The organism is Pseudomonas sp. RSB 5.4 (assembly GCF_037126175.1).
Classification (GTDB): domain Bacteria; phylum Pseudomonadota; class Gammaproteobacteria; order Pseudomonadales; family Pseudomonadaceae; genus Aquipseudomonas; species Aquipseudomonas fluorescens_H.
This window is the reverse complement of the sequence record NZ_CP146986.1, coordinates 400589-413749: the sequence shown is the minus strand read 5'-3', so window position 1 is coordinate 413749 and position 13161 is coordinate 400589. Positions and strand designations below refer to the sequence as shown.

9 protein-coding genes and 1 other RNA gene are annotated in these 13161 nt (G+C 62.3%); 1 reads left to right on the top strand and 9 read right to left on the bottom strand.

All coding sequences use genetic code 11. The features are described 5' to 3' along the window. Window positions 1–82: 82 nt before the first annotated feature. The 5 genes from V9L13_RS01855 to dnaX form a co-directional block, all read right to left on the bottom strand. Entirely contained in the window at window positions 83–1231 is a 1149-nt protein-coding gene (locus tag V9L13_RS01855; RefSeq protein WP_338801287.1) for an acyl-CoA dehydrogenase family protein, read from the bottom strand. Between the two features lie 182 nt (window positions 1232–1413). After that, window positions 1414–2016, bottom strand: a complete 603-nt coding sequence (recR, locus tag V9L13_RS01850; protein WP_007965550.1) for a recombination mediator RecR — start codon at window positions 2014–2016, stop codon at window positions 1414–1416. Between the two features lie 66 nt (window positions 2017–2082). Continuing rightward, complete coding sequence (locus V9L13_RS01845) at window positions 2083–3117, bottom strand: NADP-dependent oxidoreductase (RefSeq protein WP_338801286.1); 1035 nt, start codon at window positions 3115–3117, stop codon at window positions 2083–2085. Between the two features lie 264 nt (window positions 3118–3381). Then, window positions 3382–3720, bottom strand: a complete 339-nt coding sequence (locus tag V9L13_RS01840; protein WP_003223337.1) for a YbaB/EbfC family nucleoid-associated protein — start codon at window positions 3718–3720, stop codon at window positions 3382–3384. Window positions 3721–3787: 67 nt separating this feature from the next. Next, window positions 3788–5881 (bottom strand): DNA polymerase III subunit gamma/tau, encoded by a 2094-nt coding sequence (gene dnaX, locus V9L13_RS01835; protein WP_338801285.1) that lies wholly within the window; start codon window positions 5879–5881, stop codon window positions 3788–3790. A gap of 144 nt (window positions 5882–6025) precedes the next feature. Here dnaX and V9L13_RS01830 point away from each other — a divergent pair, with 144 nt between their 5' ends. Further along, a complete protein-coding gene (locus V9L13_RS01830; protein WP_338801284.1) occupies window positions 6026–6775 on the top strand; it encodes a transporter substrate-binding domain-containing protein in 750 nt (249 codons plus the stop codon). A 121-nt stretch (window positions 6776–6896) separates the two neighbouring features. Here V9L13_RS01830 and V9L13_RS01825 read toward each other — a convergent pair whose 3' ends face one another. The 4 genes from V9L13_RS01825 to ligA form a co-directional block, all read right to left on the bottom strand. After that, window positions 6897–8846 (bottom strand): hypothetical protein, encoded by a 1950-nt coding sequence (locus V9L13_RS01825; RefSeq protein WP_338801283.1) that lies wholly within the window; start codon window positions 8844–8846, stop codon window positions 6897–6899. A gap of 228 nt (window positions 8847–9074) precedes the next feature. After that, window positions 9075–9171: signal recognition particle sRNA small type (ffs, locus tag V9L13_RS01820), an RNA gene on the bottom strand. A 111-nt stretch (window positions 9172–9282) separates the two neighbouring features. After that, entirely contained in the window at window positions 9283–10449 is a 1167-nt protein-coding gene (locus tag V9L13_RS01815; protein WP_338801282.1) for a putative zinc-binding metallopeptidase, read from the bottom strand. A gap of 252 nt (window positions 10450–10701) precedes the next feature. Beyond that, window positions 10702–13059, bottom strand: a complete 2358-nt coding sequence (gene ligA, locus V9L13_RS01810) for an NAD-dependent DNA ligase LigA (RefSeq protein WP_338801281.1) — start codon at window positions 13057–13059, stop codon at window positions 10702–10704. Window positions 13060–13161 lie beyond the last annotated feature (102 nt).

Here is a 13161-nt window from a genome sequence, read left to right as displayed (position 1 = left end):
AGCAAGCTCGCTCCCACAGTTGAATGCATTCTCCTGTGGGAGCGAGCTTGCTCGCGAAGGGGCCAGTAGCATCACCAAAGATTCAAAGCCCCATCTGCTTGCTGATGATCTCGTTCATCACCTCCCGCGTCCCGCCGCCGATCGACAGAATGCGGTTATCCCGATACAGCCGCTCCACCAGACTTTCGCGCATGTAACCCAGACCACCAAGAATCTGCACCGCTTCGCTAGTGATCCGGTCGGAGGTGTCCGTGGCAACGTTCTTGGCCATGGAAATCTCCTTGATCACGCTCTGCCCCGCCGCCATTTTCGCCGCCTGGCGGTAGGTGAACTCGCGCGATACTTCCAGTGCCGTGGCCATTTCGGCCAGCCGATGCTTGATCACCTGGAACTTGCCGATCGGTTTGCCGAACGCCTCACGCTCGCGCGCCCATTTCAGCGCCTCTTCCAATGCCAGCTGCGAAGTCATGTTGGCCATCAGCGCCAGCGCCAGCCGTTCGCTCTGGAAATTGCCCATGATGCAGGCAAACCCCATGTTCTCCGCGCCGATCAGATTGCCCACAGGCACCCTGCAATCGTCGAAGAACAGTTCAGCGGTGTCCGAGGCCCACCAGCCCATTTTCTTCAGCTGGCGGCCTACGCTGAAGCCTGGGGTGCCCTTCTCGATCAACAGCAGGCTGATGCCGCCGAAACCCGGCGCTCCGGTGCGCACTGCGACGGTGTAGAAATCGGCGCGTACGCCACTGGTGATGAAGGTCTTGCTGCCACTCACCCGGTAGACATCGCCGTCACGCACGGCGCGGGTTTGCAGGTTGGCGACGTCGGAACCGCCGCCGGGTTCGGTAATCGCCAGTGCGCTGATTTTCTCGCCGCTGAGCACTGACGGCACGACACGGTCGCGCACCTCGGGCCGGGCCCATTTGACGATCGGTGGCAGGCCGATATCCAGCGAACCGAGGCCGGCGACCAAACCACCGGAGCCGCAGCGCATCAGCTCCTCGCTGGCGGCAACCTTGGCGAACACATCACCTTCGTGGCTGCCACCCAGCGCTTCGGGATAACCGATGCCGAGAATCCCCGCCGCCCCGGCTTTCAGGTACAGCTCCCGGGGAAAGCTTTCGGCTTCTTCCCACGCATCGATGTCCGGCAGGATCTCGCGCTCGACGAAACGTCTGACGCTATCGCGGACCATTTGGTGGCTGGGGTCGAAGTATTCCTGGAAGGCAGGCATCGGCGAACTCCACTGAAGGGTTGGCCGACGTTAACCGAGCGCTTGCTTGGTTTTCAATAGGTTTGTGTGAATCAGTCAGACCGAGGTGCGCCATTCGCGAGCAAGCCCGCTCCCACAGGAGGATGCATTCCATTGTGGGAGCGGGCTTGCTCGCGAAGGCGTCTGCTCAGACACCCTGTAACTCAGAGAGAAATCGGCTTGCGCCCGGCAAACGAATGCGCCAGCGTCCCGCCATCGACCAACTCCAGCTCCCCACCCAGCGGTACGCCGTGGGCAATCCGCGAGGCGATCAGGCCTTTGTTGGCCAGAAGTTGGGCGATGTAATGCGCGGTCGCCTCACCTTCCACCGTCGGGTTGGTGGCGAGGATGACCTCGGTAAACGTGCCCGCCTCTTCAATACGCGCCATCAACTGCGGAATACCGATGGCTTCCGGGCCCAGGCCGTCGAGCGGCGACAGGTGGCCCTTGAGCACGAAGTAGCGGCCACGGAAACCGGTCTGTTCCACTGCATACACGTCCATCGGCCCTTCCACCACGCACAACAGCGTATCGTCGCGGCGCGTGTCGGCGCATTGCGGGCACAGATCGTCTTCGGTCAGCGTGCGGCACTGACGGCAGTGACCCACCCCTTCCATGGCCTGGCTCAGGGCCTGGGCCAGGCGCGTGCCGCCGCTGCGATCACGTTCGAGCAACTGCAACGCCATGCGCTGGGCGGTTTTCTGGCCCACACCCGGCAAAGTGCGCAGGGCGTCGATCAGTTGGCGAATCAAAGGGCTGAAGCTCATGGGTAAAAAGTCCGACAAAACAACGAGACGCGGTTTATACCCGCGCCTCCGGCCAGCGTCAAATGCTCAGTCCTGGGCAACCTTCACCACCAGTTTGCCGAAGTTGCGCCCTTCCAGCAGACCCATAAACGCCTCGGGCGCCTGCTCCAGGCCCTCGACCACGTCTTCGCGGAATTTGACCTTGCCGTCGCGCACCCACGGCACCATGTGGCTGATGAATTCCGGCTGACGATCGCCGTAGTCATCAAAGACGATGAAGCCCTGAATCCGCACCCGCTTGGTCAGCAGCGTGCGCTGCAGCATCGGCAGACGATCCGGGCCTTTCGGCGCTTCGGAAGCGTTGTAACCGGCGATCAGCCCGCACAGCGGGATCCGCGCCTTGGGGTTGAGCAGCGGCACCACGGCATCGAACACATGCCCGCCGACGTTCTCGTAATAGATGTCGATGCCTTTCGGGCAAGCCTTGGCCAGTTGTTCGGCAAAGTCCGGCGCCTTGTGATCGATGCAGGCATCAAAACCCAACTCCTCGACCACGTATTTGCATTTGTCGGCGCCACCGGCCACGCCGACCGCGCGCAGGCCCTTGATCTTCGCGACCTGACCGACCACCGAGCCGACGGCACCGGACGCGGCAGCCACCACCAAGGTTTCACCTTCTTTCGGCTGACCGATGTCGATCAGCCCCATGTACGCGGTCATCCCCGGCATGCCCAGCACACCGAGGGCCATCGACGGGCTCGGCAGGCCGGACGGGATCGGCATGATGTTGCGCCCGTCACTGATGCTGTGGCTCTGCCAGCCGGTCAGGCCGACCACCAGATCGCCCGGGTGGAATTTTGGATGACGCGAATCCTCGACACGGCTGACAGCGCCACCGGTCATCACTTCGCCGATTTGTACCGGCGCGGCGTAGGACGGCGCGTCGCTCATGCGTCCGCGCATGTACGGGTCCAGCGACAGGTACAGGGTCTTGAGCAGCACCTGCCCGTCTTCGAGGTCCGGCAACGCTTCGCGCTCCAGACGGAAGTCTTCCGGAGTCGGCGCGCCAACCGGGCGCGAGGCGAGGACGAAGCGTTGATTGAGGGTCAGAGGGTCGGACATGTCAGCGTCTCCTGTGAAGGGGGAATTCGGGGGTATAGGGAGCAGACCTTTGGCGGCGGCGGTGGGTTCGATGTTTCTTCAGTTGGTCCGAGTCGACGCCTTCGCGAGCAAGCCCGCTCCCACAGGGGAATGCATTTCAACATGTGGGAGCGGGCTTGCTCGCGAAGGCGTCAGCCCCGCCAACACATGACGATCAGGCAGAAACAAAAATGCCAGGCGCAATGCCTGGCATTTTGTGTAGCTCATCCAACCCGCAAAGGCGAATCAGAATGGCAGTTTCATACCCGCTGGCAGGTTCATGCCGGCGGTCATGCTGCCCATTTTTTCCTGGCTGTTGGCTTCGATCTTGCGCACGGCGTCGTTGACGGCGGCAGCGACCACGGCTTCCAGCATCTCTTTGTCGTCTTCGCTCAGACCTTCAACCAGGCTTGGGTCGATGCTGACGCTTTTCACGTCGTGACGACCGGTCATCACCACGGTGACCATATCGCCACCGGCCTTGCCGGTGACTTCGGCGTTGGCCAGTTCTTCCTGCATCTTGGCCATTTTTTCCTGCATCTGCTGTGCCTGCTTCATCAGGCCGGCCATGCCACCTTTCATCATGGGAATCACCTCAAAAGTACTTGGATCAAAACAGCGCCCGGCGCTTAACGCCGAACGCCCTCAGTTATTAACCTTGGGCGACCAAGGCATCGACAGGTTCAATAGTATCGTGTCGCACGACCGCACCGAACTGCTGGACCATCTGCTGGATGAACGGATCACCGTGGATCGATTCCTCCGCCTCGCGCTGACGGTTGGCCCGGCGACGGGACGCGGCCTGCGCCGGGGTTTCCTGCTCGGGCTTGATCAGCTCGATGGTCAGGGTCAACGTGCGACCGTGGAACTGGTTCAATGCATCGTTCAGGCGCCGCTGTTGCGTGGCGTTGAACAGCGCGCTGTGCGCCGGGTCCAGGTGCATCAGCCAATGGTCGCCATCGACCGCGATCAGCGTGCAGTTGGCGGCGATGCTGCCGGTCATGCCGGAGATCGGCAGTTGCGGGAACAGCTCAAGCCATTGCAACGCCAGACCGGTGGCCGGCGCAGCGGCAGGCTCCGGCTCGGGTTCCGGGGCCGGCTCGGCGGTGTGTTCACTGGCCAGGTCGTCGAGGTAGCTGTAGGCCGAATCCATGTCCGGCTCGATGTAGTCTTCGTCCAGCGGTGGCTCGTCGTCGAGGTCCATGCCCGGCGTGGCGGCATCGACGTCGGCGACCGACGGCTCGGGAATCGGCGCCGCGGCCCACTCCGGTGCATCCGGCACCACGCTGTCCGGGGTCGGCAGCGGCATCGGCGGCAACTCGGGCTGCTCGGCGGCGGTTTCCAGCACCGGTTCGACGGCTGGTTGTTGCACCGGCTCGGGCTGTGGCTCGGGTTCGACCGGATCGTTCCACGGCAGGTCGACTACCGCTTCGGCGACGACTGGCTCAGGTTCTGGTTCTGGCGCAGGTACCGGCGCAGCGGACACCACAGACGCTGGCTCAGGAGCCGGGGCTGGCACTGGCGCAGCAACCGGTGCAGGCGCAACAGCCGCAGCGACTACCGGCGCAGGTTCAGGCGCGGCAGCCACTGAGTTTGCGGAATCAACTGTGGCCTGGCTGATCCCCACTGGCTTTAGCGGTTGCCTCGGGGCGTCCGCCGTGTCCGCGGGCCGGAAGGCCAGCATCCGCAGCAAGACCATCTCGAACCCACCACGCGGGTCCGGCGCCAGCGGCAAGTCGCGGCGACCGATCAGGCCCATCTGGTAATAGAACTGCACATCTTCGGCCGGTAGCGCCTGCGCCAGCGCCAACACGCGGTCACGGTCGCCATGGCCGTTGTCGACACCTTCAGGCAATGCCTGGGCGATGGCGACGCGGTGCAGCACATTGAGAATTTCCGAGAGCACGCCATTCCAGTCCGGCCCCTGCTCAGCCAAGTGACGCACGGCTTCAAGCAACGCCTTGGCATCGCCCTCGATCAGTGCGTGCAGCACGTCGAAGACCTGGCCGTGATCCAGCGTGCCGAGCATCGCCCGCACGTCGGCGGCCAGCACCTTGCCTTCACCGAAGGCGATGGCCTGGTCGGTCAGGCTCATGGCGTCACGCATCGAGCCGTCGGCAGCGCGGCCCAGCAACCACAGCGCGTCGTCTTCGAACGGCACGTTTTCGGCGCCGAGGACGTGGGTCAAATGCTCGACCACGCGCTCAGGCGTCATGTTCTTCAGGGAGAACTGCAGGCAGCGCGACAAAATCGTTGCCGGAAGTTTCTGCGGATCAGTGGTCGCCAGGATGAACTTGACGTACGGCGGTGGCTCTTCGAGGGTTTTCAACAGCGCATTGAAGGAATGGCTGGAAAGCATGTGCACTTCGTCGATCAGGTAGACCTTGAAGCGCCCGCGGCTCGGCGCGTACTGCACGTTGTCGAGCAGCTCGCGAGTGTCCTCGACCTTGGTCCGGCTCGCGGCGTCGATCTCGATCAGGTCGACGAAACGCCCTTCATCGATCTCGCGACACACCGAACACTCGCCACAGGGGCTGGAGGTGATACCTGTTTCACAGTTCAGGCATTTGGCAATGATCCGCGCAATGGTGGTCTTACCGACCCCGCGGGTACCGGTGAACAAGTACGCGTGGTGCAGCCGCTGGCTGTCCAAGGCATTGATCAGAGCCTTGAGCACATGGGTCTGGCCGACCATTTCGCGGAACGAGCGCGGACGCCATTTACGTGCAAGAACCTGATAACTCATCGAAAACCGTCGCAACGAAGGAAGCTGAAGCGGCTAATGCTAGCGGAGCAAGGGCAAAATTGCATCCGGTGTGCTCGTCTAATCTGGCTAAGCTGCTGTTGGCGGGGAAATATCGGCTCGGGATCGGGACTCATCGGAGCATTTATGCGTTGGGCCTTGGGAGCATTATTGGGGATCAGCCTGAGCGTGAGCGCGTCCGAACCGCCGCTGCGCTTCGTCGTGGCCGACAGCTGGGCGATGCCGATGGTGCAGATCGACCACGGCCACCCGACCCAGGGCATCCTCCACGACATCATGCTCAGTCTCGCGACGCAGGTCGGCGTACCGGCCGAATTCCACGTCCTGCCGCGCACCCGAGTACAAAGTGCCATGGAGCGCGGTGAAGTCGATGTGCGCTGCTATGCCGCACAATCGTGGCTGCCGAATCAGTCCGGCGATTACATCTGGAGCATTCCGCTGCTGTTCCAGCGCGATCTGCTGATCGGCCGCCAGGATCAACCACCACGCGTCGATCCGGCGAACCTTGCACGCCAATCGATCGGCACCGTGCTCGGCTACACCTACCCGACCCTGCAACCGCTGTTCGACGCCGATCGCCTGCAACGCGACGACGCGCGCAATCAGGAACAAGTGCTGGAAAAACTCCTGGCCGGGCGCTACCGCTATGCGGTGAGCAATCAATGGACGCTGGATTGGTTCAACCAGCGCCTGCTGCCCGCGCAGCAACTGCACGGGGTGGCGGTGCTGCAGGAGCAGCAGGTCGGCTGCTACGTCCGCAACGACCCGCAGGTGCCGGTGCAGCGGATCTTGCGCACGTTGTTGCGGATGAAAATGTCGGGGGAGATTGATGACATTATCCGGTTGTATACCGGGTCCTCGGAAACCACCCCATAACCCATTGTGGGAGCGGGCTTGCTCGCGAAGGCGGTGTGTCAGTCACCTGATTCGTTAACTGGCACACCGCCTTCGCGAGCAAGCCCGCTCCCACAGGAGGATATTTCCGACGGAGAATTATTCAGTAACCGTGCGACTCGCGGAATTTCTGGTAGTCGTGAAACTCGATCCACTCGACCACATCGTACGGCAGGTAAAGCTGCTGTCGGGCGCGGGAGATGGCGATGTACACGGCGCAGATCCGCTGGTCGAACGCGTAGGCGTCCTTGAACTGCACGTTGGTCAGCAGCTCAGGCGTCAGCAGAACGCGGTCGAACTCCATGCCGCCGGCCTCCTGCGCCTGCATCAGCAAGCAGCTTTTGCCGCGGCCGCCGATCATCCGGTTGAGCCGGGTCAGGTCAGCGACCTTGAAGCCTTTCTCCAGCTCGGCCTCGACCCACAGAAACGCCTCGTCGAACTGATTGGCATCGCGTACCTGTTGCCACTTCGGCAAGTCGCTGAAATAGCGATGCGGGCCCTTCTCGCTGTGCGTGGAACTGTAGTAATCGACCTTGAACAACTCGATGGCGCTGGTCATGAAATGCTCGAGGTCGCGCTGCGCCTGCATGTCGGCGAAGCAGAACAGGCAATTGGCATCGTGCAGTTGCATGGCCCACTTCATGGTGTCCCACGGGGACGCTGTCAGCACCACACAACCTTCCGGCGGGACGAAGCCCTGTGGATAAAACTCGATGCCGACGTCCGCCTCACGTGCGCCTTCGAAAGGCACCTTGCTCTTTTCCGAGTGCCGGGAAATCAGCGGATTGACCAGACGTTCGACGTTGCGCCCCGAGCGCACCGAATAGGTGATATCGCTCTGGCGCACTTCACGCTTTCTTTTCACCAGATCGCGCTCGGCATGCTGGTACTCATCGCCCAGCGTGATCAGCACCTGCCGGCCGCGCTCGATAATCTGCAGCAGCGAAGCGGGAATGTCCTGGCTCTCGTCGATCAGCACGTGGCTATAACGCGGCGGCACCACGCAGCCCGCCAGACTTGCCCGTTTGATCAGCAACAACGCTTCGAAGCCGCTCTGCCGGCCCCACGCCGGGTTGGCCTCAAGGTAAGTCCAGACGCGGCTCGAATATTCCAGCAGCACCTTGGACTCAAGACCGGACAAGGACAGTTTGAAATACGGCAGATGATGCGCCGACAGGCTGTAATCCCGGGAGTGGCAATAGCGCTCGAGGGTTTCCAGACAGACGTTGAGGGTCCTTTGCGCGTCATGCTCGCGAAAGCCGAGGATGTTCAGCTCCTGCGCCAGGCTCTGCTTGCTCGCGACTCGGCCGGCGGCCCCTGCCGGCTGCGGCTTGCGCCCGTAAATCAGCCCGCGCGCGAACGCCTCAAAGGTGATGCCGGGCTTGCGCTCACTGCCTACGCCCATGCGCTGGCACAGGGTTGCGAGTTTTTCCGGGGTGCGTGCCAGCAGCAGGGTTTTCTCTGGGCGCAGGCACTCGGTCAACGCGCCGACCAGGTGGCTCTTGCCGATCCCGGCGTAGCCTTGAACGTGCAGGTCTTCATCGAGGTTGGCGCGGAAAGTTCTGACCAGTTTGTCTTGCGCAGCGCTGAGCCAGCGCTCGCGGTGCGCCGGGCTGATCATCTGCTGACTGAACGGATTGTTGACCGCGTGGTGGCGCGTCTTGAACTCGTCATCCCACTTGCCATCGGGCAGCAGGTAATCCTGCGCCGACACCTCTTCGGCCAACAGCAGACGCAGGTTCAATCCCCTGATGGCGTTCAGGCCGAAGTACAACTGGCGCGGATCGAACAGCCGCTGCGCCTCGGACAGCAGCCCTGCCCCGCCATCGACCGCCCAGGCGATCAGCCGCGCCAGCACCTTCTCCGCCGCCGAGGCGGTGAGATCCTTTTCGGCGGCCTGGGCCAGATTCTGGATCACCAGCACGGCGGCCAATTGCGCATCCGTCAGCTCGCCGAGGATTTTCGCACCCTCGGGCTGCAACAGGCTCGCGCAGGTCTCGTCCGTCACAGGCAAGTACACGGCGGTGGATAAATCGTGATGTTCCGGGTGCATACAACCTCATAGCCAGGGCGCGAACTTGTCAACGACGCGCGCAGCAAGACGGTGGAGTATGCCACTGTTCAACCTTGGTGGCTGAACAGGCATCGGGGGGCAGCCTTCGCGAGCAGGCTCGCTCCCACAGGGGCTGGCGTGACAGCTCGAATCGCAGGCATAAAAAAACCGCAGTGGGCGAAACCCATGCAGTTCTGTTGAAGCGTTGGTTGTTCGTTAAGGTGGTAACCCCACCAGCCACACCCCGGCACACAATGTTCCCGCTGTGGCTGCTGCCTTCCGGCTCTGACCAGGTTCACGGGTAATCGTTGCGGGGGGACCGATGGGGTCACCATAACGACACTCACCTGTCGGCGAGCCGCGCCATTGTACCTATCTGAAGCGAAGTTACAACCGTTGGTTTCAGATAAAAAACATGAAGGGCTTCAAGCACTTGCTATTGCGCCTGCAACACCTCATCCGCCTTGCCGCCCGCCTGCTGGATCACCAGATGGATGAAGTGCAACTTGGCAATCGCCGCCGCAGGCAGCACGAACGGGTAGAAATCCGGCTGCCCCATGCTGCGTGACAGCTCGTTGAGCATGCCCGCCAGTTCGATCCAGGCGTTGACGAACGACAGGAACGCCGCGCCGCCGGGGTGCTCCGGGTCGTACAGCGTGCTCGGTGGAAACGGCTGGTAGTCGAAGTCCATTTCCCGCGCGCTCATGCCGAAACCCAGCGCGGTATCCACCGCATCCATCATGTGCAGGTAATGCGCCCAGGTTTCCGCCCAGTCTTCCCACGGGTGCATGGTCGCGTAGGCGCTGACGTAGTGTTGCGGCCAGTCCAGCGGGGCACCTTGCTGATAATGACGATCTAGTGCTTCGGCGTAACTGGCGCGCTCGTCGCCGAACAGCTGGCGGAACGACTCGAGCCATGGGCCGTTGGCGATCAAGCGGTCCCAGTAGTAATGCCCGACCTCATGCCGAAAATGCCCAAGCAGCGTGCGATAGGGTTCGTGCATTGCCGCCCGCACCTGCTCGCGATGAGCGTCGTCGGCTTCTTTGATGTCGAGGGTGATCAGGCCGTTGGCGTGGCCGGTCATCGGCGCGTTGCCTTCGAGGTCGACGCCGATGAAGTCGAAGGCCAGACCGGTCGCTTCGTCCACGGCTTTCGGGATGACCGGCAGGCCGAGGGTGATCAGTTGCGCCACCAGTCGGCGCTTGGCGATTTCGACCTTGCGCCAGCGTTCGGGGTTTTCCGGCACCGAGAGATCGGGGATGGTGCGATTGAGGCTGCAGGCGATGCACAGGCTGTCGCGGCCGTTATCCGGCAGCAGCCAGTTGCACGCGGCGGGCGTGTCGAGGTTGGCGCAGCGGCGGAACAGTCCGGCGCCGGGATCGGCATCGAGTGTCCAGCGACCGTCCTGCGGCCCCGGTTGCAGCGAGGTCAGGCGACTTTCTTCAGGCTGATAGCCCAGCATGGCGCTGCACGCCAGGCACTGACTGTTGCGAAAGAACAGCGACTGGCCGCAGCGGCACGGCCAGATTTTGCTGTTGCGTGAAGACTCGCCCATGAACGGCGCGACGATGCGAGAACTGAGCTGCTCGAAAAAGCGGTACATGGCGATCTCTCCCTGGGGCTTGCCAAGACTAGATCATCCTGAAGACAACAATGTTCCCGAATACAGCGCAGCTACTGAGTGACACTGCCGATGTGGCGAGGGAGCTTGCTCCCGCCGGGGTTGCGAAGCAGCCCCGAAACCACGCGACCTCATTTATCCTGAAACACCGAGGATGGTGGTTTTGCGACGACTTCGTCGCCGAGCGGGAGCAAGCTCCCTCGCCACAAAAACAAACTGCCGACCGAAAAGGTATCAGGCAGAAATACCGTGAGTTTTGAGGAACGCGATAAACGCCTCTTCATCCATCACCTTCACGCCCAGCTCATTGGCCTTGGTCAGCTTCGAGCCAGCCCCCGGCCCCGCCACCACGCAGTGGGTCTTGGCCGATACCGAGCCGGCAACCTTGGCGCCGAGGCTTTCCAGGTGTTCTTTGGCCACATCGCGGCTCATCAACTCGACCTTGCCAGTCAGCACCCAGGTCTCGCCGGACAGTGGCAGGCCTTCGACGACTTTCTTCTCGCTCAGCCAGTGCATACCGAAATCACGCAGCTGTTTTTCGGCAGACTCGGCGATTTGCCGGTGCTCAGGCACAGCAAAAAACTCGCGAACAGAATTGGCCTGCTTCTCCGGCAACGCCTGGCGCATGTCCAGCCAGTCGGCATCCATCACCGCTTGCAGCGAACCGAATTTGTCCGCCAGTTTCTGCGCACCGCCCGGCCCAACCGAAGGGATGTGCAGTTTGTCGAGCAAGCCGCCGAGCGTGGTGCTGGCGGCAAATTCGGCGCCGAGTTCACCCTGATCCTGAATCTGCAGGCCATGCCCCAACAACTCGGTGATCACCTGCTGGTTGTGCTCATCCTCAAAGAAGCTGTGAATCTCGTGCGCCACTTCCAGGCCGATGTCCGGCAGGTAGGTCAACACTTGCGGCAACGCCTGCTGCACGCGCTCCAGCGACCCCAGCGAGCGCGCCAGAACCTTGGCCGTCTCCTCGCCGACATCGGGAATGCCGAGGGCGTAAATGAATCGCGCCAGACCCGGTTGTTTACTGTCTTCGATGGCTGCCAGCAGCTTGTTGCTGGAGACTTCGGCGAAGCCTTCCAGATCGACAATGTCGTCGAACTTCAACGCATACAGATCGGCCGGCGAACTGACCAGACCTTCGTCGACCAGTTGCTCGACGCTCTTGTCGCCGAGGCCTTCGATGTCCATCGCCCGGCGCGAGACGAAGTGAATGATCGCCTGCTTCAGTTGCGCGCCACAGGCCAGACGGCCGACGCAGCGGTACACCGCACCTTCGCTGATGGTTTCCTTGCCTTTGCTGCGCTTGACCAGTTGCGTGCGCTCGACATGGGAGCCGCAGACCGGGCAGTTCTCCGGAATCGCTACAGGACGCGCATTCTCGGGGCGGCGTTCGGTGACCACTTGCACCACCTGCGGGATCACGTCACCGGCGCGGCGGATGATCACCGTGTCGCCGATCATCAGGCCCAGGCGCGCCACTTCGTCCATGTTGTGCAGGGTGGCGTTGGCCACGGTGACACCCGCGACCTTGACCGGTTTCAGCCGTGCCACCGGCGTGACGGCGCCGGTACGGCCGACCTGGAATTCCACGTCGAGCAGTTCGGTGAGTTCTTCCATGGCCGGGAATTTGTGCGCGATCGCCCAACGCGGTTCGCGGGCACGGAAGCCCAGCTCACGCTGATCGGCGATGCTGTTGACCTTGAACACCACACCGTCGATTTCGTAGGCCAGCGAGTTACGCCGTTCGCCGATGTCGCGGTAGTAATCCAGGCACTCGTCGATGCCTTTGGCCAGTTTCAGCTCGTGGCTGATCGGCATGCCCCACTTCTGCAATTGCTTGAGGTTGCCGATGTGAGTGTCGGAAATATCGTGGGAGACCTGACCGATGCCGTAGCAACAGAACTCCAGCGGGCGGTTGGCGGTGATCTTCGAATCCAGCTGACGCAGGCTGCCGGCAGCGGCGTTGCGCGGGTTGGCGAAGGTCTTGCCGCCGACTTCCAGTTGCGAGGCGTTGAGGCGCTCGAAACCGGCCTTGGACATGAACACTTCACCGCGCACTTCCAGGGTCGCCGGCCAGCCCTCGCCATGCAGCTTCAACGGGATGTTGCGCACGGTGCGCACGTTGACGCTGATGTCTTCACCGGTGGTGCCATCGCCCCGGGTGGCGCCACGCACCAGTACACCGTCCTGATACAGCAGGCTGACCGCCAGGCCATCGAGTTTCGGCTCGCAACTGTATTCCACCGCGGCGCCGCCACCGAACAGATCACCGGCCGGCAGATCCAGACCTTCGGTCACCCGGCGGTCGAACTCGCGCATGTCGGTTTCTTCGAAGGCGTTGCCGAGGCTGAGCATCGGCACTTCGTGACGCACCTGGGTGAACGCGGTCAGTGCCACACTGCCGACGCGCTGGGTCGGCGAGTCGCTGGTGATCAGTTCCGGATTGGCCGCTTCCAGTGCCTTGAGCTCGTGAAACAACCGGTCGTACTCGGCATCCGGAATGCTCGGCTCGTCGAGGACGTGGTAACGGTAGTTGTGCTGATCAAGTTCAGCGCGCAGCTCTAGGATGCGGTTTTTGGCGGCGGTCATGGGTGTTCTCTCATAAAGCAAAAGAGCAGCCGAGGCTGCTCCAGTTTTATCATTCAAAGATCGCAGCCTCGTTGCACTCGACAGCTCCTACAGGGATCGCGT

Excerpts from the sequence above, each read along its gene's own strand:
- V9L13_RS01855 (WP_338801287.1), bottom strand. The coding sequence starts at position 1,231 with ATGCCTGCCTTCCAGGAATACTTCGACCCCAGCCACCAAATGGTCCGC.
- recR (WP_007965550.1), bottom strand. The coding sequence starts at position 2,016 with ATGAGCTTCAGCCCTTTGATTCGCCAACTGATCGACGCCCTGCGCACT.
- V9L13_RS01845 (WP_338801286.1), bottom strand. The coding sequence starts at position 3,117 with ATGTCCGACCCTCTGACCCTCAATCAACGCTTCGTCCTCGCCTCGCGC.
- V9L13_RS01840 (WP_003223337.1), bottom strand. The coding sequence starts at position 3,720 with ATGATGAAAGGTGGCATGGCCGGCCTGATGAAGCAGGCACAGCAGATG.
- dnaX (WP_338801285.1), bottom strand. The coding sequence starts at position 5,881 with ATGAGTTATCAGGTTCTTGCACGTAAATGGCGTCCGCGCTCGTTCCGC.
- V9L13_RS01830 (WP_338801284.1), top strand. The coding sequence starts at position 6,026 with ATGCGTTGGGCCTTGGGAGCATTATTGGGGATCAGCCTGAGCGTGAGC.
- V9L13_RS01825 (WP_338801283.1), bottom strand. The coding sequence starts at position 8,846 with ATGCACCCGGAACATCACGATTTATCCACCGCCGTGTACTTGCCTGTG.
- V9L13_RS01815 (WP_338801282.1), bottom strand. The coding sequence starts at position 10,449 with ATGTACCGCTTTTTCGAGCAGCTCAGTTCTCGCATCGTCGCGCCGTTC.
- ligA (WP_338801281.1), bottom strand. The coding sequence starts at position 13,059 with ATGACCGCCGCCAAAAACCGCATCCTAGAGCTGCGCGCTGAACTTGAT.